Source organism: Actinoallomurus acanthiterrae (assembly GCF_054775715.1).
In genome coordinates this window covers 827,819-851,448 of record NZ_BAAHCO010000001.1, presented here as the reverse complement: position 1 = coordinate 851,448, position 23,630 = coordinate 827,819, and the positions used below count along the sequence as shown (strand labels likewise).

General features: G+C 68.4%; 17 protein-coding genes and 1 tRNA gene. 11 read left to right on the top strand and 7 right to left on the bottom strand.

The window, feature by feature from the left end:
- The first annotated feature begins 74 nt into the window (after window positions 1–74).
- Window positions 75–260, top strand: a complete 186-nt coding sequence (locus tag ACYVF7_RS04180) for a DUF5703 family protein (RefSeq protein ID WP_345428742.1) — start codon at window positions 75–77, stop codon at window positions 258–260.
- Window positions 261–664: 404 nt separating this feature from the next.
- On the opposite strand, the gene ACYVF7_RS04175 is transcribed toward ACYVF7_RS04180, so the two are convergent.
- Both ACYVF7_RS04175 and ACYVF7_RS04170 read right to left on the bottom strand, forming a co-directional pair.
- The gene (locus ACYVF7_RS04175) at window positions 665–2,476 is read right to left on the bottom strand and encodes a chaplin family protein (protein ID WP_460335097.1); all 1,812 of its coding nucleotides are present in this window, start codon (window positions 2,474–2,476) and stop codon (window positions 665–667) included.
- Window positions 2,477–3,525: 1,049 nt separating this feature from the next.
- Window positions 3,526–4,833, bottom strand: a complete 1,308-nt coding sequence (locus tag ACYVF7_RS04170; RefSeq protein ID WP_460335094.1) for a M20/M25/M40 family metallo-hydrolase — start codon at window positions 4,831–4,833, stop codon at window positions 3,526–3,528.
- 222 nt (window positions 4,834–5,055) lie between these two features.
- Here ACYVF7_RS04170 and ACYVF7_RS04165 point away from each other — a divergent pair.
- Window positions 5,056–5,141 (top strand) — tRNA-Leu (locus ACYVF7_RS04165).
- A gap of 126 nt (window positions 5,142–5,267) precedes the next feature.
- Here the strand turns inward: ACYVF7_RS04165 and ACYVF7_RS04160 are convergent.
- Window positions 5,268–6,719 (bottom strand): recombinase family protein, encoded by a 1,452-nt coding sequence (locus ACYVF7_RS04160; RefSeq protein ID WP_460335091.1) that lies wholly within the window; start codon window positions 6,717–6,719, stop codon window positions 5,268–5,270.
- A gap of 638 nt (window positions 6,720–7,357) precedes the next feature.
- Between ACYVF7_RS04160 and ACYVF7_RS04155 the strand changes: the two genes are divergently transcribed.
- The 6 genes from ACYVF7_RS04155 to ACYVF7_RS04130 all read left to right on the top strand — a co-directional run bounded on the left by ACYVF7_RS04155 (window position 7,358) and on the right by ACYVF7_RS04130 (window position 16,751).
- Complete coding sequence (locus ACYVF7_RS04155) at window positions 7,358–9,694, top strand: ATP-binding protein (protein WP_460335088.1); 2,337 nt, start codon at window positions 7,358–7,360, stop codon at window positions 9,692–9,694.
- A gap of 540 nt (window positions 9,695–10,234) precedes the next feature.
- Entirely contained in the window at window positions 10,235–11,182 is a 948-nt protein-coding gene (locus ACYVF7_RS04150; protein WP_460335085.1) for an NADP-dependent oxidoreductase, read from the top strand.
- A 139-nt stretch (window positions 11,183–11,321) separates the two neighbouring features.
- Window positions 11,322–12,206 (top strand): SDR family oxidoreductase, encoded by an 885-nt coding sequence (locus ACYVF7_RS04145; protein ID WP_460335082.1) that lies wholly within the window; start codon window positions 11,322–11,324, stop codon window positions 12,204–12,206.
- A 127-nt stretch (window positions 12,207–12,333) separates the two neighbouring features.
- On the top strand, window positions 12,334–13,794 hold the full coding sequence (locus ACYVF7_RS04140; RefSeq protein ID WP_460335079.1) for a DHA2 family efflux MFS transporter permease subunit: 1,461 nt from the start codon (window positions 12,334–12,336) through the stop codon (window positions 13,792–13,794).
- Between the two features lie 64 nt (window positions 13,795–13,858).
- The gene (locus ACYVF7_RS04135) at window positions 13,859–14,770 is read left to right on the top strand and encodes an alpha/beta hydrolase (protein ID WP_460335077.1); all 912 of its coding nucleotides are present in this window, start codon (window positions 13,859–13,861) and stop codon (window positions 14,768–14,770) included.
- Window positions 14,771–14,861: 91 nt separating this feature from the next.
- Window positions 14,862–16,751 carry a propionyl-CoA synthetase gene (locus ACYVF7_RS04130; protein WP_460335074.1) on the top strand — a complete coding sequence of 630 codons (1,890 nt, stop codon included), beginning with the start codon at window positions 14,862–14,864 and terminating at the stop codon, window positions 16,749–16,751.
- A gap of 48 nt (window positions 16,752–16,799) precedes the next feature.
- Here ACYVF7_RS04130 and ACYVF7_RS04125 read toward each other — a convergent pair whose 3' ends face one another.
- Window positions 16,800–17,300, bottom strand: a complete 501-nt coding sequence (locus ACYVF7_RS04125; protein WP_460335071.1) for a PaaI family thioesterase — start codon at window positions 17,298–17,300, stop codon at window positions 16,800–16,802.
- A gap of 312 nt (window positions 17,301–17,612) precedes the next feature.
- Here ACYVF7_RS04125 and ACYVF7_RS04120 point away from each other — a divergent pair, with 312 nt between their 5' ends.
- Window positions 17,613–18,182 carry a TetR/AcrR family transcriptional regulator gene (locus ACYVF7_RS04120; protein ID WP_460335068.1) on the top strand — a complete coding sequence of 190 codons (570 nt, stop codon included), beginning with the start codon at window positions 17,613–17,615 and terminating at the stop codon, window positions 18,180–18,182.
- Between the two features lie 50 nt (window positions 18,183–18,232).
- Here ACYVF7_RS04120 and ACYVF7_RS04115 read toward each other — a convergent pair whose 3' ends face one another.
- Both ACYVF7_RS04115 and ACYVF7_RS04110 read right to left on the bottom strand, forming a co-directional pair.
- Complete coding sequence (locus ACYVF7_RS04115; RefSeq protein WP_460335065.1) at window positions 18,233–19,210, bottom strand: alpha/beta fold hydrolase; 978 nt, start codon at window positions 19,208–19,210, stop codon at window positions 18,233–18,235.
- A gap of 261 nt (window positions 19,211–19,471) precedes the next feature.
- The gene (locus ACYVF7_RS04110; protein ID WP_460335062.1) at window positions 19,472–20,452 is read right to left on the bottom strand and encodes an alpha/beta fold hydrolase; all 981 of its coding nucleotides are present in this window, start codon (window positions 20,450–20,452) and stop codon (window positions 19,472–19,474) included.
- A 336-nt stretch (window positions 20,453–20,788) separates the two neighbouring features.
- On the opposite strand from ACYVF7_RS04110, the gene ACYVF7_RS04105 reads away from it, so the two are divergent.
- Together ACYVF7_RS04105 and ACYVF7_RS04100 are read left to right on the top strand one after the other, a co-directional pair.
- Window positions 20,789–21,391 (top strand): TetR/AcrR family transcriptional regulator, encoded by a 603-nt coding sequence (locus ACYVF7_RS04105; protein ID WP_460335059.1) that lies wholly within the window; start codon window positions 20,789–20,791, stop codon window positions 21,389–21,391.
- A 495-nt stretch (window positions 21,392–21,886) separates the two neighbouring features.
- Window positions 21,887–22,891: an NADP-dependent oxidoreductase gene (locus ACYVF7_RS04100; protein WP_460335056.1), complete on the top strand. Its 1,005-nt coding sequence runs from the start codon at window positions 21,887–21,889 to the stop codon at window positions 22,889–22,891.
- Between the two features lie 358 nt (window positions 22,892–23,249).
- On the opposite strand, the gene ACYVF7_RS04095 is transcribed toward ACYVF7_RS04100, so the two are convergent.
- On the bottom strand, window positions 23,250–23,453 hold the full coding sequence (locus tag ACYVF7_RS04095; RefSeq protein ID WP_460335053.1) for a cold-shock protein: 204 nt from the start codon (window positions 23,451–23,453) through the stop codon (window positions 23,250–23,252).
- Between the last annotated feature and the right edge of the window lie 177 nt (window positions 23,454–23,630).

Sequence of the window (23,630 nt, the reverse complement as noted above, 5' to 3'; positions counted from 1 at the left end):
CGCGGTTGACCGGTTCCGCGGAAGAGGATCACACGCTCCCCGTGAGGACCCCTAGACGGAGCAGAATAAGGCCAATGCTGGAGTACTCCTACCTAGTACTACACCTGCCGCGCGGCACGACACGGGATGCCGCCAGGCAAGTGATGGTCGAGCACGCCGAACACGGCGGGTGGGAACTCGTCCGGGTGCGGGTGTACCCGGACGGACGCCGGCGAATCCAGCTCCGACGCAAGGTCATCCGCGCGACGCGCACCATGTAGGGGCCGCCAGTTCTCGGCCCCTTCGACGCTACAGCAATGTGCCCTGCACGTGAGCGCAAGGCACGGCTTGGCGTGAACTTTCCCTTTCTTAGGGCTTTGCCTGGTCCGACACAAGGTTTTGCTACGCCCTGTCATGAGGCTTATCTGGTCGGTGATGAACTTTGCCTGGCTCGGGGTCTCCGGGCCAGGCAAAGGAGTGCTCGAGATCACGGTCGGCCGTTCCTTCGGGGAGCGCGCCCTCCCCGCAATCATGGCCGACCGGGCCTCAGTGGTCGTGACCGGGCCTCACCGTCCGCGCGGAAGCGGCTGCTGCGGCCGGGTCGCCCTCAGCGGCCAACGACACGACGACTGAGGCCGGATCGCCCTCAGCGGCCGACGACACGACGGCTGAGGCCGGGTCGCCCTCAGCGTCCGCGGAAGCGGCGGACCATCGAGACCGCGCCGGACGACGCGGCGAGCAGCCCGGCCAGCGCGAGGGCGGCCAGCGCTCCCCGCTCCGCCTGAGCCGGCTCCTGCACCGCCACCGTCCGCATCGAGGGGATCCGCTCCACCTGTCCCACCGGCCGCAGACGGAACCTGCCCGGGACGGGCAGCGCCGCCCCCGCCTGCGGAACCGGCCGGGTGACCGGGACGCTCGGCAGATCGGGCAGCGCCCGGGCCCCGGGGACCGCGTCGGCGACGCCGGTCCCGCTGACGACGGAGCCGACGGGAGAGCCGGTCTTCGTCGTGCCGGCCGCAGTCGGCCGGCTGTTCATCGGAGCGCCGACCCGGACCGGCTTCGGCAGATCCGGCAGGGCACCGGCGATCCCGCCCGCGAGGCCGCCCAGGCGGTCCGCCGGGACGGAGGCGCTCTGCCCGGCCGGGGCGGAGGTGTTCCCCGCGGCCGAGGTGTGCCCTGGGGCCGAAAGAGACGGAACGGGAGCGCTCCCCGTCGCGGTCCCGGCCGGGGGGACCGGGACCGCGACGGGCGGCTTGGGCGTGCTGGGGATCGCCCCGGCGACGGGCGTGCTCAGCTGCCGGATCGGCTGGAACCGCAGCCGGGGGAACGCCGGCATCGCCGCCGGGTTCGCCGCCACCGCTCCCGTACGCGGCGACGTGCCCGGCAGCTGCGGAAGCTCGCTCAGCATCGTGTGGAAGGAGTGGTGCGCGGAGCCGCAGTGGTCGCCTCCGGCACCTCCGGCACCTCCGGCACCCCCGGCGCAGCCGGCGACCGCGTGGCCGATGACGGCGGCGGCGTTGCCGCAGACGTTGATCGGCGCGGTCACCGGGGCGGTCACCTGGTTGCCGCCCCCGACGCTGTGCCGGCCGTTCGTACGGCCGCCGGCTCCGGAGCCACCGCGCACGGGCGGGATGACGCCCTCGCAGCCGGCGGCCGCGTCGCCGAGGATCGCGGCGGCGTTGCCGCACACGTTGATCGGCGCGGTCACCGGGGTGGTGATCTGGTTGCCGCCGAGGACGCTGTGCCGCCCGTTCGTACGGCCGGCGCCGGTGGTCCCGGGGCTGGTGACCGCCGCGCCGCCCTCGCACCCGGCGACCGCGTGGCCGACGGCGTTGCCGCACACGTTGACGGGGGCCTTGATCGGAACGTTGACCTGGTTGCCGCCGCCGACGCTGTGCCGTCCGGAGGTCGATCCCGGGGTGCCGTGGCCGTGGCCGCCGGGCCGGACCGCCGCGCCGCCCTCGCAGCCGGCGACCGCCGCGCCGAGCACGGCCGCCGAGTTGCCGCAGATGTTGACCGGCGCGCTGATGGGGGCGTTGACCTGGTTTCCGCCGAGCACGGAGCCCTTTCCGGTCGTGTGCCCGCCGGTCGTGCGTCCGCCGTGACCGCCGGAGACGGAGGCGCCGCCCTCGCAGCCGGCCGCGGATCGGCCGAAGACGGCGACGGCGTTGCCGCAGGCGTTCACGGGCGCGCTGACGGGTGCGTCGACCTGGTTGCCGCCGCCGATGCTGTGGCGTCCTGAGGTCGACTGTCCGCCGCCGGGGTCGCCGCGGCGTACGGACGCTCCGCCGGTCGAGCCGGCGACCGACCGGCCGGCGACCGCGATGGCATTTCCGCTGACGTCGACGGGCGCCGAGACGGGCGCCTTGATCTGGTTGCCGCCGAGCACGCTGCCGGTGCCGTCGGTGACGTCGGCGAGGGCCGGACCGGCACCGAGCGCGACGAAGCTCGCGGTGAGCAGGGTGGCACGCGCGGTGCTCTTCGCCCACGTAGGCATGGTGAAGCTCCTTCATTACAGAGATCGGAGAACGTCTCTCGTGAGTTCGGAGGACGTCTCGCATGGGGGGATTCACGGCGTGGCCGCGGGAATGCGGGCACGCCTCGACCCGGCGGGGGCCGGGCCGGTGATGGGAGGAACTAGTCAGGCGAAAAGGAAGGCTCGTCCGCAGCGGTGCGGACGGCCGGAGGAACCGCCCCCACCAGGAGGACGGACGACCGTGGGCGGCCCGAGGCCGCCCCGAACCCGGGGGCGCGCCAAAGCCCCGCCTGCTGGGTGAGGCCGTCACCGACGGACGGTGGAAGCGCCTGTGCCCGGCGCGGCAGGGGTCGTGGCATCCGTGGCACGGCCGGCGCGGAACCCCGGGAACGGGTCTTGTGAACGGCGGACGCCTTCTTGGACGCCCCCGTTACGGCGAACGGACCGGTGCTGGACACCGGTCCGCTCCCGGCCGCGGCACGGTGGCCATGGCCGGAACGCCCGGCCGTGGCGCGGGTGCCGTGACCGGAATTCCCGGTCGCGGCGCGCTGGCCGTGACCGGACTGCCGCGGTGCCCAAGAAGGATCCGCCGCGATCTTCGATGTGCCGGGCCGGAGGGCTCCGGCCAGTCCGCCCGCCGCCTGTGACGGCGAAGCGGGAATCAGCGGTGGGTGTGGATGCCGCAGGGCCGTCCGGGAAAAGCGCACGGCCGGTGCGGCGGTGCGCAGCGGCGGCACGTCACGCGAGGCCGCGGTGACATGTCCGGCCGCGGGCGCGGCCGCATGGGGAAGGCGTGCTCCCGGAACGGTGTCGGCGTGCGCCTGCCCGGCGCCCCCGAGAAGCCAGCCGGCGACGGCGACGCCCACCATGGCGAGCAGGCGCCGGGTGACCGACCGCGCGAGGACACTGCGCAGGCGGCATGCGACGGAGGCGGACCTCCGTGACCATGACCACCTGGACACCGCGCGCCCTCCTTGGCATCGACCCACCGTGCGGAACGCAAAGGCGTTCCGTACGGTGAGTCACGCTATCACCACGGAGAGCATTGAATCGACAATCGGAGCCGTTTTTCAGGCGTGATCAAGAAAATGGTCGAGGACGTTTACGCCGAAGCGGAGACCGTCGACGGGAACGCGCTCGTCGATGCCGTGGAACATTCCGGAAAAATCCATATCCTTCGGCAGTTTCAATGGCGCGAAACCGAAGCAGCGGATGCCGAGCGTGGCGAACGACTTCGCGTCCGTCCCGCCCGACAGGCAGTACGGCACCGGCCTGGCCTGCGGGTCGTGCGCCTTCAGCGCCGCCGCCATGGCCGCGACCAGCGGCCCGTCGAACTCCGTCTCCACCGCGATGTCGTGGTGGACGAACTCTCGGCGGACGTGTTCGCCGAGCAGTTCGTCGACGGTCGCGAAGAACTCCTCCTCGTGACCCGGCAGGAATCGCCCGTCCACCTGAGCGGTGGCGCTCTGCGGAATTACGTTGGTCTTGTAACCTGCGTCCAGAACAGACGGATTCAGGGTATTTCTGATGGTCGCCCCGATCATTCGCGACAACGGCCCGAGATCGCGGACCGTCTTCTCGATGTCGTCCGAGTCGAATTCGACGCCCGTCGCGTCGCACACCTCTTCCAGGAAGGCGCGCACCGTCTTCGTCAGCCGTACGGGGAAGTCGTGCGCGCCGAGCCGCGCGACCGCCGCCGCCAGCGCCGTGACCGCGTTGTCCGGATGCACCATCGACCCGTGCCCGGCCGTACCATCCGCGATCAGCCGCATCCAGGCCAGGCCCTTCTCCGCGGTCTCGATCAGGTACAGGCGCTCGTCGTTCGGCAGCGTCAAACTGAACCCGCCGACCTCCCCGATCGCCTCCGTGCACCCCTCGAACAGCTCCGGATGGTTGTCGACCAGCCAGTGCGCACCCCACTTACCGCCCGCCTCCTCGTCCGCGAGGAAGGCCAGCACGACGTCGCGCTCCGGCCGCCGGCCCTGACGCAGCCGCTCCCGGATCACCGCGAGGACCATCGCGTCCATGTCCTTCATGTCGACCGCGCCACGCCCCCACACGCAGCCGTCGGCGACCTCCCCGCCGAACGGATCGCGGGTCCAGTCCTCCTTACGCGCCGGAACGACGTCGAGATGCCCATGGATCAACAAGGCGTCCCGCTGCGGGTCGGTCCCCTCGATCCGTACGACGACACTCGACCGCTTCGCATGCGACTCGTAGATCTTCGGCTCCAGGCCGACCTCGGCGAGCTTCTCCGCGACGTACTCCGCCGCCACCCGCTCCCCCGGCCCGCTGTGGTCCCCCGGATTCGAGGTATCGATGCGGATCAGGTCGCTGCACAGCTGGACGACCTCATCCTCCGCCGAAGGATTGCTCACATTGCCTCCTCGCGTGCGTGGCGCCGAACCGGACCTGGCCGCCGCGGAGCGGCCGATCACCGGCGTCCGGCTCGATTCGCCCAGGTTGTTCCGGCGGCACCATCCTCCCTCAGGCCCCTCCCTCCTCGGCGACCCCACCCTCGAGCGAAACCGACTTCGCGGCATCACCGGGGATTTGCTAATCTGTGGCAGCCGACGCGGGAAGCCCGCGAAGGTCACCACGTCCGGGTGGCGGAATAGGCAGACGCGCTAGCTTGAGGTGCTAGTGCCCTTTACGGGGCATGGGGGTTCAAGTCCCCCCTCGGACACACAGTTTGTACATGTCCGGCTGTTTCCGGACATGACGGAGCGCCATCGCGTGCCCGGCCTTCGGCTGGGCACCGAGCTCGGATACCGCCTGGCCCTCGCTGGTGTGCCTTGCGGCGGTTCAGGCGTCAATGTGCGTGGTCGACGGTGATCTTCACCTCCTCCCGGGCGTTTGTCCGCAAGCTGCGGGTTTCGGGGTCGTAGGTCAACATGATCTTCTTCGCCTGCAGGTGGCCGATGACGTCGGCGGTGCCGGGCGGCCTGAGCGCGGGATCCGGTCCGACAATGAGGATGTAGAGCGCTGGCAGGTGGGCGAGGATGCGGTCCTCCCGGATGTAGAGGTTCTTCGGCCGGTCAGGGTCTGCTTTGGAGGCGCTGGTGTGGCCGTGCCGGCAGCGGTAGGCCGCCCGGTTGCTCGACCAGCACGATTCCATGCGACGTCCGCAGATCCCACACCGCAGCAGCCCCGCCAACTGATAACAGCGATCCGGATCAGGGCTACCTCGCGGAGCACGAATGTTCTGGACCGCGACGAAGTCGGCTTCGCTGACCAGCGCCGGATGCGCGGGCCGGGTGGAGATCACCCAGCCATCGGGCAGGTTCCACCGCTGCACCTGCCGATACCCCAACCCCGTGTTGGCTGGATCGAGCAGGTCATGTTCGGTGGGTTGGCGGTTCCATACCTGCCGCCCCGTGTAGCGAGGATTGGCCAGGATGCTCCGCACCGTGGTGTGCGTCCACTCCCGACCCGAGCGGTGGGCGTTGCGCTCCGGATCGGCCGCCGACGGACAAGGGATCTCCACGTCGTTCAGCGCCCGGGCGATCCGGGCCACGCTGTGCCCGGCCAGCCGCTGAGCGAAGATCCACTTCACGATCGGGGCGGTCTCCGAGTCCGTCTCCAGCCGGTGCGCCCGCCGACCCCACGCAGCGTGCGCACGGTTCGGATGCGGACCGGCGTCCACCAGCCGGTAGCCGTAAGGTGGTCGGCCGCCCAGGTACCGGCCCTGCTCGCGGGCCTGAGTGGCCATCGCCGCGCGAACCCGGATCCGTGTCCGGGCGATCTCCCGCTTCGACTGAATGCCCAGCCCGATCATGAGCTGCTCGTGGTCTTCGGCTGCAAAGTCGATCCGGCCGCCAGCCTCCGGCATCCACAGTTGCACGCCGTAATGCTCGAACAGCGGCGCCATCAGGCTGAATTGGTTACCGTAAAACGCCCGCTCGTACTCCCCCACCACGATCGCATCGAATGCGCGATCCGGATCAGCCATCGCCACGACCAATGCCGCAGCTTCGGGACGCCGTGCCCACGGGAGCACCCGGCTCTGGCCCACATCGAAGAACTCTGCCACGATCCGGCCGTGCCCACCGACCAGCGCGCCGGCCTGGTCACGCTGCCGCGCCCGCGACGTCGCTAGATCTTGGCGGTCCTCTGTCGATACCCGCCCGTAAAAGGCGAAACGCAGTTCGTCCCCACGCGGCTTCGCCGCCGGGCGATTTCCTGAGCGCTCAGCCCAGGCCAGAAGCGTGTCGCCACCCGCATCCCGGCCCGCCTCCAGCGATACAGTCCGCACAGTCGGCATGTCCCGCCTCTCCTGCTACAGCCGGAATGGCACCTCGGTTCCAGCATCCAACACATCACAGATCCACATATGACAAACGACGGAATAACCACAGCCTGCCATCAATTCACGCTTACAAATAATGATATTTATTCGCTTTAACATTCAGTCGGCTATTATCACCACAAATACGGCGGGCCGATGTCCGCCACTTGGTAACCAGGCCAGGCATTCACTGACCGAGTCTTCCCGTGACCACCACAGAGACCCTTCGGGCGGCCAGCGCGGCGTCGTTCTCGTCGGCAATCTGACCGAGGAGTTCTTCGGGTCCGCCCGGGAGACGGACGGCATTTAGGGTTGGGGCGTGGGCAGGTCTGGCGTACCGGCGTTGTCGCTGGCCAAGTGGCTGATCCTGGGCCTAGTCAGTGAGGGACCGACGCATGGGTTCGCGATCGCGTCACTGACCCGGCCCGCTGGTGAACACGGCCGGGTGTTGTGGCTTCGCGGACGATCGTGTACCGGGCGCTGCGGCGCCTCCATGAGCTGGACCTGATCGCAGAGACCGAGGTGAAGGCCAGCGCCGTCCGCCTCTGAGTAGGACCCATCGAACGAAGTCCGCATCCGTTGACCAGCGACTTTGCCTGTCCTAGCGTGACAGCGTGGCTGGTCCCGCACTCACGCGGCAGGTCGGCAATCTTCCGGCTGATCTGACCAGTTTCGTGGGCCGCAAGCGGGAGCTGGCGGAGATCAGGCGGCTGCAATCCGTCTCCCGGTTGGTGACCTTGACCGGGGTAGGTGGTGTCGGTAAGACCCGGCTGGTCCGGCGAGCGGCCGCCCAGCAGCACCGCGCCCATGACGCGGTCTGGCTGGTGGACCTGACCAGCCTCACCGACCCTGCGCTCGTCCTTCAGACCGTGGCCGCGACCATCGGCCTGCGCGACGACCGCTCAGGGGCCGGCCCCCTTCAGTCGCTGGTCGACTTCCTGGTTTCCAAGCGGACGCTATTGGTGCTGGACAACTGCGAGCACCTGCTGGACGCCTGCGCGGGGCTCGCCGGGCATCTCCTGCGCGCGGTCCCCACGCTGCGCATCCTGGCCACCAGCCGACAGTCGCTCGGGATCGCCGGAGAACGACAGCTGAGTGTCGCGCCGCTGCCCATTCCCGAACCCGATCAAGCGCTGACCCCCAGGGAGCTGCAGTTGTTCGACGCGGTCACCCTGCTGGTGGATCGCGCCACCACCGTGACGCCCGGTTTCTGCGTGGATGAGGACAATCAGCGCGATGTCGCCCGGTTGTGCCGTGAGCTGGACGGGATCCCGCTTGCGATCGAGCTGGCCGCAGTGCAGCTACGGACCCTGTCGGTGGGCCGGCTCGCCGAGCGCCTCAACCGGCGCTACCGCCTGCTGACCGGCGAACATCGAGCTGCCGTGCCACGACACCAGACGTTGCACGCCCTGATCGACTGGAGCTTCCAGCTGCTGTCACCCGCCGAGCAGGCGCTGTGGAGCCGTATGTCGATCTTCCCAGGGCACGTCGATCTCCAGGCCGTGGAGGCCGTCTGCGCCGGCGACGGCATCGAGCAGGAAGACGTGATCGACCTGATCGACGCACTGCTGGACAAATCGCTACTGCTGCGCGAGGACCACGCCGGCCAGGTCCGCTACCGCATGCTGGAGACCATCCGCGAGTTCGGCCAGATGCACCTGACCGAACCCGAACGGCGGTCACTCCTGCGCCGCCACCGCGGCTGGTACGCCCACCTGACGGAGCAGGCGGCCGCGGAATGGTACGGGGCCGAGCAGGCGGCCTGGTTCACGCGGCTCCGGCTGGCACACGCCCACCTGCGCGCCGCCATGGACTTCTGCCTGACCGAGCCCGGCCAGGCCGAGATCGGGCTGCGCATGGCCACCGACCTGCACCGGCCGCACTGGCTGGCCAACGCGTTCTACAACGAGGGCCGCCACTGGCTGGACCGGATGCTGCACGCGAACCCCGAGCCCACCGTCACCCGCGGGCGAGCGCTATGCGCCGACGCCTTGCTGGCGTACCTCCTTGGCGACTTTGCGGCGGGCCGGCCGCTGATCGCCGAAGCCCGGGCACTGGCCGACCGGCTGGACGACCCGCCCTGGACGGCCCAGATACACATGGTCTGCGGGTTCGGTGCCCACTGGCAGAACGACCACGCACAAGCGGCGCCTCTGCTGGAGCAGGCCGTGGCACAGTACACCGCCGTGGGCGACGAATTCGGCGTCGTGCTCACCCTGCCCGTGTTCGCAGCGGTCCTCGGCTGCCTGGGCCAGGAGACGCGGGCCAAGGAGCTGTTCGAGCGCGCCCTCACGCTCACCCATCGCGCCGGCGACAGCTGGTGCCGCGCCTGGGCACTCATATCCTTCGCTTTCCACATGTGGAATCACGGCGACGACGAACGCGCCATCCATGCGGCGCGGGAGAGTCTGCTGGTCGGCCACGCTCTCAACGACCGGCAGAACATGACATCGGCGATCGAGGTCCTGGCCTTGGCCCTCGCCGCCAAGGGCCACCGCGAAGACGCGGCCCAGATGCTGGGAGCCGCCGAGGCCATCGGCCGCTCCGCCGGTATCACCCCCTTTGTACTGCTCCCGCGCCGTCATCATCAGTGCGTCACGGCTTTGAAGAACAGCCTGGGAGAGCAGGCATTCACCCGTGCGATGCGGCAAGGCCGCCAGTTGACAGTGGGGCAGGCCATCGCCCAAGCAGTCGGCGCTCAGGCAGACGGCGGACCGGACATCCCGGCGGCCGTGACGGCGTCCTCGCCGCTGACCGCGCGAGAGCGGGAGGTCGCTGAACTGGTCGCCCAAGGGATGAGCAACAAGCAGATCGCCGCCACCCTCGTCATCGCCCCGCGCACCGCCGAGACCCACGTCGAGCACATCATGACCAAACTTGGCGTCAGCTCCCGTGCACAGGTCGCCATCTGGATACTCGCGCGGAAGTCCCCGGAGAAGGACACACCGTAGACGCGCCGACGGCGGCCAGGCGCTGGTTTGTGACCTTGCGGTGGTGGACGGTTTCGATGGTGTGGACGGGGCCGATTACCGGTTCGTCCCGTACCCGTACTGCGGCGTCGGGCGCACTCAGACGGCCTTGAGCTGCCCACCGTCGATCAGGTAGTCCGCGCCCGTGACGCTGGCGGTGGCGCCCGGTAGATGCCGGCCGCTTTTCCTCGACAGGCGCATCGTCGATCTCGAAGCCCGCTTGCGCTACTTCCCGCGCCGCGCAACGCGCTCCCTCACTCGCCTCAAGGATCCGCTTGCCATCTCCCGAGCCACATGCTTAATATTACGACCATAATCTAATGTGTCCAGGCGTCCGTGACGACGACACTGGCAGCGTTCTCGGGCCTCCATCGAACAGGCCTGTCTGCTCGCTGCGCGTTCCCTTCACCGCCAGGTCCGTTCTGCATGGTTCTCATCGAAAGGACTTGATCCACATGCCCGAGCAGACCCTGCCCACCACCGCACACGCATGGCACCTGGAGACCCGCCCGCAGGGCCGCGGTGCCGTCCGACTTCTCGCTGCGCGAGGTGGAGATCCCCACGCCCGGCCCGGGGCAGCTCCTGGTCGCCAACGAGTACCTCTCGGTCGACCCGTACATGCGCGGCCGGATGAGCGACAAGAAGTCCTACATCGAGCCGTACGAGGTGGGCGAGCCGATGGATGGCCCCGCGGTCGGCCGTGTCCTGGCCTCCAACGCCGAGGGCTTCGCGCCCGGCGACCATGTGCTGCACGTCCTCGGCTGGCGCGACTACGCGGTCCTCGACGCGGCCACCGCCCAGAAGGTGGACCCACAGCTCGCGCCGCTCACCACCTACTTGGGTGTGCTCGGCGTCACCGGCCTCACCGCGTACATCGGACTGACCCGGTTCGCGAAGGTCAAGGAGGGCGACACGGTCTTCGTCTCCGGTGCGGCCGGCGCAGTCGGTAGCCAGGCCGGCCAAATCGCGAAGTTGCAGGGCGCCGGCCGGGTGATCGGCAGCGCGGGCTCGGACGAGAAGGTCAAACTGCTGGTCGAGGAGTACGGCTTCGACGCGGCGTTCAACTACAAGAACGGACCGGTCGCCGAGCAACTGGCGCAGGCGGCACCCGACGGCATCGACGTCTTCTTCGACAACGTCGGGGGCGAACACCTGGAGGCGGCAATCGGCGCGCTCAAGCTGCACGCACGGATCGTGCTGAGCGGGATGGTCTCCCAGTACAACAACGAGAAGGTCGTAGGACCGCGCAACCTGTGGAACCTGTCCGTGACCCGTTCGCACATCCTGTCGTTCATGTTCAGCGAAGAGCTGGACCTCCAACCGGACTTCGTCCGCGAGGTCGGCGGCTGGCTCGCCGAGGGCAAGCTCCACTACCGCGAAACTGTGAGGGACGGCCTCGACAAAACCCTGGACGCCTTCCTCGCGATGATGCGGGGCGAGAACGTCGGAAAGATGATCGTCAAGCTCTGAGCCTGCCTTCAGCAGACTGAGCGAGCGGCCCGCCGTGCGCACGACCGGCCCTCGCGCGTTGGCCGCGCGCCCCTCCCCCTCTCCGCGCAGAGCGCTTGCGATCACTAACTCACATACTTAATATTACGATCATAATTTGATGACGGTGAGTCCTCACGGACGACGACTCGGCCGACAGCTCTCGTGGACAGGCCGCGCCACCACCGGCCTGGTCTCCCTTCCCATCCGGCCCCGGCCCGATCACCTACCCCTACGGCCGACCGGCAACACCGGCGGCGCGATCGATCCGATCAGCGCGTCTTTGCTACTTCACCAGGAGTTCTCCATGAACCTCTCCACCAGCACCGCCCTTGTCACCGGAGCCAACCGTGGCTTCGGCCGGGCACTCGCCGCCGAACTGCTCAGCCGCGGCGCCACCGTCTACGCCGGCGCCCGCAACCCCGACCAGGTCGACCTGCCGGGTGCCAAACCGATCGCGCTCGACATCACCGACCCCGCCTCCGTCGCGGCCGCCGCCCAGGCCACAGGCGACGTGACCGTTCTGATCAACAACGCCGGGTCAGCCACCGGCGCCAACCTGCTCGCAGCCGACCTGGACGACATCCGGCTGGAGATGGACACCCACTACTTCGGCACCCTTTCGGTGGTCCGCGGCTTCGCGCCCCAGATCGCGGCCAACGGCGGCGGAGCGATCCTGAACATCCTGTCCGGCCTGTCCTGGGTCAGCTTCCCGGAGATCGGCGCCTACTGCGCCGCCAAGTCCGCGGAGTGGTCGCTCACCAATGCCCTGCGCTTGCAGCTCGCCGACCAGGGGATCCGGGTGGCCGGACTGCACGTCGGCTACATGGACACCGACATGACCCGGGCAGTCGACGCTGCCAAGTCCGACCCCGCCGACATCGCCCGGATCGCCGTCGACGGCATCGCCACCGGTGCCTACGAGATCCTCGCTGACAACGCCTCCCGCCAGGCGCAGGCCGCGCTGGCCGCAGGCGTCTCAGTGCTCTACCCACAGCTCCCCTGAGGGTCAGCCGCCCCGGAATCCGCACCCAGCCCGTGGATTCCGATCCCCGGTATCGCACGCCGCGCCCTCGCGCCCCGGCATCCACATCCATTGATCAATCGCCGAGCACGTCTGCCAGGGGAACGTCATGAAACAGCACCGCGAGCAACCGGCTAGGCACGGCAGCGCCGTCTGGGCCGTGGTCATCACCGGCATGGCCGGATTCATCACCGCGCTCGACAACCTGATCGTCACCACCGCCCTTCCCTCCATCCGCGAGGACCTCGGCGGCCGCCTCGAAGACCTCGAATGGACGGTGAGCGCCTACACCCTCGCCTTCGCGGTCCTGCTCATGTTCGCCGCCTCCCTCGGCGACCGTTTCGGCCGACGAAGACTGTTCGTCATCGGGCTCGCGATCTTCACCGCTGCCTCGGCCGCGGCCGCACTCGCCCCCGGGATGGATGGACTGATCGCCGCCCGTGCGGCGCAGGGCGCCGGGGCAGCGATCGTGACGCCGCTGACGCTCACCCTGCTGTCGGCGGCCGTCCCCTCCGAACGGCGCGGCGTGGCCTTCGGGATCTGGGGCGCGGCCAGCGGCATCGCCGTCGCCACCGGACCGCTCATCGGCGGCACGCTCACCGAACATCTCTCCTGGCAGTGGATCTTCTGGGTGAACGTACCGCTCGGCCTGGCGCTGATTCCGCTGGCCCTGTTGCGGCTGAGCGAGAGCCGCGCCCCGAATCCGATCCTCGACCTTGCCGGCACTGCCCTGGTCAGCGGCGGTCTGTTCGGCATCATCTACGCCGTGGTGCGCGGCAACGCCGACGGCTGGACCAGCACCCCGGTTCTGGGCGGTTTCTTCGCCGGTGCGGCCCTGCTCGTCGGCTTCGTCCGCTACGAACTGCGCGCTGAGCACCCGATGCTGCCGATGCGTATCTTCCGCCACCGCTCTTTCAGTGCCATCAACGCCGCCAGCCTGCTGATGTTCCTGGGGATGTTCGGGGCGATCTTCCTGTTCAGCCAGTACCTGCAGACCGTCGGCGGCTACTCGCCGATGGAAGCCGGCGTGCGGATGCTGCCCTGGACCGCCATGCCCATGATCGCCGGGCCGCTGGCTGGGGCACTGTCCGACCGCATCGGCGGCGGTCCGGTCGTCACGGTGGGCATGGCCCTGAACGCGGTGGGCCTCGGGCTCTGGGCGCTGGCCATCGAGCCGCAGGTGTCGTACACCGCTCTGCTGCCGGCGCTGATCGTCTGCGGAATCGGCATGGGTATGTTCTTCGCCCCCAGCGCGAACCTCGTCATGAGCACGGTCCGCCCGGAGGAGCAGGGCATCGCCTCCGGCGCCAACAACGCGATCCGCGAGGTCGGCGGCGCCATCGGCGTCGCGTCGCTGGCGGCGGTCTTCTCCGCCCAGGGCGGCTACGGGTCCACCTCGCTGTTCGTGGACGGGCTGGTCCCGGCGCTCTGGGTCGGGGCGGGTGCGGTCGCCCTGGCGGCGGCCCTGGCGTTCCTAATGCCCTGGCAACGCAAGGCCGATGGCCCGGCTGCCCGGCCCTGCCGCGGGCGAGGCACCGGCCGGCGCCCCGGTCGCGATCTAGCGTCCTGACAACACATCGACATGGCTGCGCACGAGAAGCGGGCGTGGCACTGACCTGCGAAGGAGTATCACCATGGGAGTAAGCCCAGAGGCACGGCAGTTCGCGCAGTTCCTCGAAAGCGTGAGCGCGAAGTCGTCGACACCGGGCCTCGACCTGGCCATCGTCCGCGACATCGTCGAGACGAACCATCGGGCTTCGACCGAGCCGGAAGGCGTGACCTACGCCGAGGTGGACGCAGGCGGCGTCCCCGGCATCTGGTGCATCCCCGAGGGCGCCGACCCCGACCGAGCGCTTCTCCACTTCCACTTCGGCGGGTCGGTCACCGCCTCGATGCACTCGGACCGCAAGGCCGCCGGCCACATCGCGAAGGCGGCTGGTGCCCGCTCCCTCGTCGTGGACTTCCGCCTGGCGCCCGAACACCCCTACCCGGCGCAGCTCGACGACGCCGAGACGGCCTACCGGTGGCTGCTCTCGCAAGGCTACGAGCCGCGGAACATCGGCAGCACGGGCCACTCGATCGGCGGCACCCTCGCGGTCATGCTGCCGCTACGGCTGCTCGCGAAGGGCGAGGCGACCCCGGGCGCGATCGTCAGCGTCTCGCCGTGGACCGACCTCACCATCCAGAACGCGTCGGTGGACGAGAACGAGGAAACCGACAAGATGCTCAGCAGGGGCACGCTCGAACTCTTCCGAGGAGCCTGGCTGCAGGATCCGACCCTGGACTTCGCCGACCCTCGGATCAGCCTCGTGAACGCCGATCTGACTGGCCTGCCGCCCACGAGCGTCCACTACGGCGAGTACGAGACCCTCGCCGACGACGGCGCCCAGCTCGGCCGCCGACTCGCGGACTTCAAGGTCACCTCCGAGGTCCACCCGATGCCCGAGGGACAGCATTCGTTCGTCCTGGGCGCGGGGCGCGTACCCGAGGTGGACCACGCGATCCAGCAGATGGGTGCGTGGCTCCGTCGCCATCTCGGCGCGTGAGCGGAAGAACGGCTCGGCCATGCGGTATTCGTGTCCTACACCGCTCTGTACGCCGCCGCAGGCCGGCCCCGACGCGACAAAGGAGTGCGCGATGGGAATGTACGAGGAAGTCTTCCGCGCCAGTACCGAAGACCCGGAGAGCTTCTGGCTGAAGGCGGCAGAGGGCATCGACTGGGATGTCACTCCGCAACGCGCCCTGGACGCCTCGGGCAAACCCTTCTACCGCTGGTTTCCCGACGGGCGGCTCAACGTCTGTTTCAACGCGGTCGACCGGCACGTTGAAGCCGGCCGCGGCGAACAGCCCGCGCTCGTCTACGACTCACCTGTGACCGGCGCGCGGCGCACCTATACCTACGCGCAGATGAGGGACGAGGTGGCGGCCTTCGCCGGTGCACTCGCGCAGCTCGGCGTAGGGCGAGGCGACCGGGTGGTGATCTACATGCCGATGGTCCCCGAGACCGCTGTCGCGATGCTGGCCTGCGCACGAATCGGCGCGGTCCACTCGGTCGTCTTCGGCGGGTTCGCCCCGCACGAACTCGCCCTCCGCCTCGACGACGCCGCCCCCAAGGTGGTCGTCTCCGCCTCCTGCGGCATCGAAGGCAAGCGTGTCATCGCGTACAAGCCGCTGCTCGACCGGGCGATCGAACTCGCGGTCCACAAGCCGGCAAAGAGTGTGATCCTGCAACGCCCGCAGGAACGGGCCGTGTTGGGGCCCGACGCTCTCGACTGGGCAGGCCTGGTCGCCGCCGCATCGCCGGCCGACTGCGTTCCCGTCCCCGCGAACGATCCCCTGTACGTCCTCTACACGTCCGGAACGACCGGGAAACCCAAGGGAGTCGTGCGTGACTGCGGCGGCTACGCGGTCGCCCTGCACTGGTCGATGGGGGCCGTCTACGACGTGGGCCCGGGCGAGACGATGTTCACCGGCTCCGACGTCGGCTGGGTCGTCGGGCACTCGTACATCGTCTATGCGCCCCTGCTGGTCGGCGCCACGACGGTCCTGTACGAGGGCAAGCCGGTCGGCACCCCGGACGCGGGCCAGTTCTGGCGCGTCGCCGCCGAGTACGGTGTCAAGACCATGTTCACGGCACCTACCGCCTTCCGCGCCATCCGCAAGGAGGACCCGAAGGGCGCCCTCAGCGCGGACTACGACCTCTCCCGTCTGCGTTACCTCTTCCTCGCCGGCGAGCGCCTCGACCCTGAGACCTACCACTGGGCGAGTGCCCTCCTCGGTGTCCCGGTGATCGACCACTGGTGGCAGACCGAGACCGGCTGGCCCATCGTCGCCAACCCCGTGGGCATCGAGGCCGCTCCCCTCAAGCCCGGGTCCCCCACTCGCCCGCTGCCGGGCTGGGACGTCCGTGTCCTCGACGCATCGGGCGAGCTGGCGCCCACGGGCGTCGATGGCGCGATCGTCGTGAAACTCCCACTGCCACCCGGCGCGCTCCCCACCCTCTGGAACGACGACGACCGCTACGTCGCCTCCTACCTCTCCGCCTTCGACGGCTACTACCTCACCGGCGACAGCGGCCACATCGACGACGACGGCTACGTCTTCGTCATGGGCCGCACCGACGACGTCATCAACGTCGCCGGACACCGCCTGTCCACCGGCAGCATGGAAGAGGCCCTGGCCGCCCATCCCGACGTCGCCGAATGCGCCGTCATCGGCGTCGCCGACGCCCTGAAGGGGCAGGTACCGCGCGGCTTCGTCGTCCTGAAAGCCGGCATCAGCCGCGAACCAAGCGAGGTCGAGGCCGAACTCGTCCAGCTCGTACGCGAGCGCATCGGCGCCGTCGCCTCCCTCAAGGACGTCACGGTTGTGGCCGCCCTGCCCAAGACCCGCTCGGGAAAGATCCTGCGCAAGACGATGCGCGGCATCGCCGACGGCCACGACGAACCCATCCCCTCCACGGTGGACGATCCCAGCGTCATCGAGGTCCTGCGCCCTGTTCTCCGCCGCGCCGGTCACACCCCGTGAACGGCTGACTGACGACCTGGCCGACGGTGGGGGCGAGCGCGTTGAGGGTCACCCTTGAGAGGAAGGCACCGGGAAGAGCATGCAACTACTGGTGGCGTGAGCGAGCAGACGGCCCGTCGCGTCGACCAACTGCGCCTGGGCGAGGGCGGTTTGACGGCCACTGCTGACGACCGTGCCGATGGCGCGCACCGTGCCCGTGCCCACGGTGATCCGCCGCAGGAACTTCACCGTCAGGTCGAGTGAGGTGTACGCCACGCCCTGCGGGAGGGTGGACTGGACGGCGCAACCCGCCGCCGAGTCGAGCAGGGTGGCGAAGATGCCGCCGTGCACGCTGCCGATCGGGTTGTAGTGCTCCTCACCCGGCGTCAGTGAGAAGACCGCCCTGCCGGGCTCCACCGCGTCCAGGGTGAAGTCGATGGTGTAGTTGATGGGCGGACCCGGCAGTTTCCCCGCCTGCAGCTCGCGCAGGAAGTCGATACCGGCCATGCGTCCGGCTGTTTCCGCCAGGATCGCGGGATCTTCCCAGTTATACGTACGTGTTCGTCCCACCGCCGAGCACCTTCCCATCCGACTTTTCAAGTGAAGCTAGCCCCTGCTAACCCGCAAGGGCTGGGACCTGTGGCCTGTCCTCGTGGCGCTGAGCCAGCGGGGCGAGACGTACGCCCTCGGCCCCGAAGGACCCGTGCTGGACGTTGTTCACACCGACTGCGGCGCCCCGGTCCGCGTCGTCGGGTGCTCTGCGGAGCACTCCGCCCTCACCCCGCCCCATTGCCTGTCGATCATAATATTATATGCATCAGACCATAGATTAGGCTTTGGGTGCGAGGCAATGGCCTACGGAGCGAATGGAGGAAGCTTGTGGTGCGCTACGCCAAGGAGCACAAGCAGGTGACGCGGCAACGGATCATCGAGAAGGCCGGCCATCGGTTCAAGCAGGACGGCATAGACGGCTCGGGCGTCTCCACGCTGATGTCGGATGCCGGGCTCACCAACGGAGCCTTCTACGCTCACTTCGCCTCCAAGGACGACCTCGTCGCCAATGTCGTCGCCGACGAACTGCGCACGCAGATCGCGAGGTACGGCACTCTGCGGCCCGGCCGCCTGGGACTCGAGGACCTCGTTCGCGACTATCTGTCACCTGAGCACCGGGACGATCGCGGCGTCGGATGCCCCTCCGCCGCCCTGCTCGACGAGATCGGCCGCTGCGGCGACGCGACCAAGCAGGCCTACACCGACGGCGCGCGGGACATCGTGGAAGAGATCGCCGCCCGCCTGGCACCTGAGGATCCGCAGTCCGCTCGCGGTAAGGCCATCGGGCTCTTCACCATGATGGTGGGGACGTTGCAACTGTCCCGCGCCCTCTCCGACCGGAAGTTCGCCGACGAGGTCCTTGAACAGGGAATTGAGAACGCCCTCACATTCATGCGCTGACGTTACGGTCGATCCGCGGCAGGTGGCCGCCTGCCTCCGCGGCCGCCCTACTACCGTTCGAGGAACTTGAGAGCCGTCTCCACGAACTGCTGGTGGAACTGGAAGATGCCGCCGTGGCCGGCGTCGGGGTAGATCACCAACTCGCCGTTCGGCAAACGCCGCGCCAGGTCGGCCGAGTTCTTCGACGGAACCATCCGGTCGCTCTCACCGTTTGCGACGAGCACAGGCTGGTGGATGACGGAGAGATCGTGGGGCTGCTCCAGCCCCCAGCGGTGAATGGCCTTGAGCTGGGCACCGTACGACTTGAGAGAGATCGCCTTGTCCCGGTCGTGAGTGCGCTCCTTCAGACGGGCCAGGAACTCCTTCCCTGCCCGACGCCCGTTGGCGGTGCGGGTGAAGAAGAGGAACTGCTTCGGGTCCTGAAGAGTGAGCAGGCCTCGGACCGTGTCGAGATGAGACAACCGGGTCACGTCCTTGATGCCCTCGCCACCCGCGGGACCGGTGCCCGAGAGGATCAGCTTGCGGACGAGTTGTGGTTCGTCCTGCACGATCACCTGTGCGATCATGCCGCCCATCGAGAAGCCATGGAGATCGACGCGCTCGAGGCCGAGCGCCCGGATGAAGGTGACGGCATCCTTCGCCATCGCCTGGATGGTGCGCGACGTCGAGCCGGTGGAAGCGCCGACGCCCCTGTTGTCGAACGTGATGACCCGGCGCTTGGCGGCGATGCCGTCGACGACCCGGGGATCCCAGTTGTCGAGAGCCCCGGCGAGGTGGTTGAGAAAGACCACCGGGACGCCGGACCTGGGACCGAGCTCGCGGTAGGCGAAGGTGACTCCCCCCGCGGTGATGGTGCGGGTCGGTGCGTTCCTGTACGACGTCACCACGTCGCCTTCTTGTGAATCATTCATGGTCGTGCCCTTCGGCGTGGGGGTTTCTGCGAACGCGCGGCCCTCCTTGATGCAGGGGAGGGCGCGGAGGTTACCTGTGTCCCGGCTGCGGCTGCAGTCTGCGGAGTCGGCGGTCAACGGCCGTGGGAGTCGAAACCGTGTGCGGTCGAGCCCCTCAGCATTACGTCGACGATTAAAGTATGACCGTAATTCTATGCGGGCACAAGGGCGAGCCGAACGAGATGAGCCGCCGAACACACCGACTGCCAGGCCGGGTGGTGGTGACGCTCGACAATCGGGACAGGCGCCGCCTCACACGACCGCGAGGCGGCACCGGCCCCGATGGGCCACCGGCCGCCACCACTGCATCGTTCGGGGTCGGCGGTGCGGTCGGCGCGGTCAGGCGGCGAGGAAGTCGGCCACCTGCTTGGCGAAAGCCCTGGCGTACTGAAAGAGGAAGGCGTGGCCAGCGCCGCTGTAGAGGACAAGGGTGGCGTTGTCGAGGTGCTGCACCGCGACGTAAGAGTTGTGGGCGGGGATCATCACGTCGTTCAGGCCGTTGGCGTAGAGGACGGGGTGCTTGATGGCCTCCAGTTCCGCCCGCACCTCGTCGAAGGGGGCCGCGAGGAGCTGGCCCGCCGCGGCGAGCATGCCCTGCGCCGCCTCCTCGGAGACCGCGGGGCCGCCGGCGGCGAGCCGAGTCGAGACATGGCCGAAGTGCTCGCGCCCAGAGGCGCGGGCCGCCTCCGTCTCGGGGTAGAACAGGTACAGCATGTCCTCCAGGTCGGCATCGGGCTTGGCCATGATGCCCAGGACCTTCTCACTGAACTCCGGAGCTCCGGGCACCCAGCCGGCCGGACCGCTCCCCGCCACGACGAGCTTGCGCACCAGCTCGGGGCGTCGCAGAGCCACGCGCTGGGCCACGATGCCGCCCAGGGACCAGCCGAGCAGGTCGGCCTGCGCGAGGCCGAGTGCCTCGATGAACTCGATGGCTCCCTCGGCGAACCCTTCGAGGGAGTCGCGCGGTTCGCCGTCGGTGTAGCCGACGCCTACGTTGTCGAACACGATCACGTCGTGGTCGGCGGCCAGGTAGTCCAGGAACTCCGGGTCCCACCAGTCGATGGTCCCGCGAAAGCGGTTCAGCAGGACCAGCGGGACGCCGCCCCGCGGACCCATCCGCCGGTAGGTGAACCGCGCGGAAGGACCCTCGACGGCGAGGTCCTCGGCCTTGTCTGCCAGATACGTACTCATGACGTCCTTCTCCTGTCGGCAGATGCGTGTGGTCTCGTGGGCCTGCTCGCGCAGGACACCGAAGACGTTGATGTCGCAGACGCGCTGGGCTGCGGGACGGAGTTCTTGTCGCGCCAGCGCCTGATGCACTGACGCCGGCGTTGTCAGCCGCCCTGTCGAGCGCCAGAGCGGCTGATGCCCTCCGAAGGGACGATGGGATTACGTTCGTAATACTATGTACCGAGACCGCGGACCGCAAGTGAGCCCCCGGACGAACGGAGGCCCGTGACACGCCACGGGAGAGAGTCCGAGCCGACAACAAGACGGCCCGCTGCGAAAGTGGGTGCGGGGCCGGGCCGACGGCTACCTCATCATCGGACAAGCGGTCGCCAGCACCCTGGAATTATTGAATTATGTTCGCAATATCATATGGTCAGGGGGTCGGTCGAGGGCGAGCGGCTCTCCCGGCGGACGAAGGAGCATGTGGTGCGGTACGGGAAAGAGCACAAGCAGGCGACCAAGAAGCGGATCATCGAGACCGCCGGCCGCCGGTTCAAGCGGGACGGCATCGACGGCTCGAGCGTCTCGACGCTCATGAAGGATGCGGGGCTGACCAACGGCGCCTTCTACACCCACTTCACATCCAAGGACGAGCTCGTCGCCACAGCGGTCGCCGACCAGTTGCACGCGCAGAATGCGAACGTCGTCGGACAGGCGGCACCCGGTCGCGCTGGGCTCGAACAGATCGTGCGGTGGTACCTGTCCACCCAGCACCGCGACAGCCCCGACGACGGCTGCCCCTCCGCCGCCCTGCTCGACGAAATCGGGCGCTGCACAGACCCCACCAAGCAGGCCTACACCGACGGCGTACTGATGGTCATCGACGGCATCGCCGCCCGCCTGGCACCCGGCGATCCGCTCTCGGTCCGCACCAAGACGCTCAGCGCTTACGCCATGATGGCCGGGACGCTGCAGCTGTCCCGAGCCCTCGCCGACCGGCAACTCGCCGATGAACTCCTCGAGCAGGGCATCCACAACGCCCTCGCACTGCTGGGCGTCGAGCATGAGCACGCCAGGACCTCGAACTGACGCACCTACAGAACGCGCCTGTCCGCACCGCAGGTCACCCATTACGCCTGGGCACTTCGCGAGGCTTCGACGGCTACAGCTCGGCCGACGGCCGGGCCTCACTGATCAGTCCCGCGTCTGCCACGGGTGCGACGCCCCCTGAGCGGAACAGGCCTACTTGCGATCCGCCGACCGGCCGTTTAATATTACGAACGTAATCTAATGGGCCTGTGCCTGCGCACGCCATACCGGCTGGCGTCGGCATCCATGACGCGAGACAGGCCGCCCCGGAAGGTTCTACCGGCGGAGGTAAACGTCGGGCACTGCACCCGGCGCGTCCCATACGCGCTCACCGAGTGCACTCAGCCCTCCGCCGACAGCCAGGGCCAAGAGCCCTGCCTCCCATGAACACCCATTACGCAAGAAATTGCGTACCGCCGAATCAGTGCCCGCTACCCGGGGAAGCCCGGGATGAACAGCCCCCCGTCCGCTTGCGGACGAGATATGGAGACGACGATGAGGGCCTTCACGGTAGAACGCTACGGCGACAAGGCCGGCGTGCGTGCCGGCGACGTGCCGGACCCTGAGGTGGGTACGGACGACGTGCTGGTCCGGATCCATGCCGCGAGCATCAACCCGCTCGACCGCATGATCCGGGACGGGGAGATGAAGCCGATCCTGCCCTACCGAGTCCCATTCATCCTGGGCAACGACCTGGCCGGAGTGGTGGTCGAAGTGGGTGCGGCCGTTACGCGATTCGCGGTGGGCGATGAGGTCTATGCGCGGCCCGACAAGGACCGAATCGGCACGTTCGCCGAACTCATCGCGGTGCACCAGGACGACGTGGCGATCAAGCCGGCCACGCTGACCATGGAGGAGGCCGCGTCCCTTCCCCTGGTCGCCCTGACCGCGTGGCAGGTGCTGGTCGAGCGGGCACGCGTTCAGCCGGGCCAGAAGGTCCTCATCCATGCGGGCTCCGGCGGCCTGGGCACCATCGCCATCCAGTTGGCGAAGCATCTGGGTGCGAGCGTGGCCACGACCACGAGCACGGCCAACATCGACCTGGTGAAGAACCTGGGCGCGGACGTCGTCGTCGACTACAAGAAGCAGGCGTTCGAGACGGTCCTGCACGACTACGACGTCGTCCTGGACTCGCTCGGCGGCGAGACGCTCAAGAAGTCCCTACAGGTGCTCAAGCCCGGCGGAAAGGTCGTCAGTGTCGCGGGCCCTCCCGACGCCGCTTTCGCCAGGGAACTGGGAGCGAGTCCGATCATCCGACTGGTGATGTCCGCACTGAGTTTCCAGACCCGACGACGCGCCCAGCGCCGCAACGTCACGTACTCCTTCCTGTTCATGAAGGCCAGCGGGGACCAGTTGCGCGAGCTCACCCCTCTCATCGATGCCGGCAAAATCCGACCCGTCGTCGACACCGTCTTCCCGTTCGAGTCGGCTCGAGAAGCACTGGAGTACCTCGAGGCAGGGCACACGAAGGCCGGCAAGGTCGTCGTCAAGATGACATGAGGGCACCGTCATGCCGGGCAATCAAGGTCCTCCACGAGCGCCATAACCCGCTACAGACTGAAGTTGGGACGAGCCCTCGGGACTCGCCCGCCACAGGTTCCGGCCCCGCATCTCCTGCCTCGGAGTCGGCTTGTCCGGCCGGATCCAACAGGCGCATCCGTAGCTGGTCCTGGAGAAGGTGATAGGCACCGACGAAGGCGAACGAGGGCCAGGCGGCGATCACCCTGCCGACCACCGTGGGCTCGGCGACCTCGACATTGGCAGCCAGGCTCGCCAGACTCCCGACGATCAGGAGCGTCCACGGCAGTGACCGGGCCCGTACCTGCGGGGTACGGACTCGGTCGCTCGCGGATGGATATCAGGCGGGGACGATGTTCTCCGCCTGAGGGCCTTTCTGGCCCTGTGTGATATCGAACTTGACCTTCTGCCCCTCCTGGAGCTCGCGGTAGCCCTGCGTCGCGATGTTCGACTGGTGGGCGAAAACGTCGGCGCCGCCGTCGTCGGGCTCGATGAAACCAAAGCCCTTCGATGCGTTGAACCACTTCACGGTGCCTGTGGGCATGATCTTCTTCTTCCTGGGGTGATAAGGGAGCTCGTTCCTTACGGGCTCCCGTCGCTGCAATGACCCCAAGCCGGGATAAGCCCGGCAAAAACAAAAATGCGCCTGTAGGTCAGAGCCTGCAGGCGCACCAAGATTTAAGGAACCACAACTGCAACTACCAAAAACGCTATCACACGG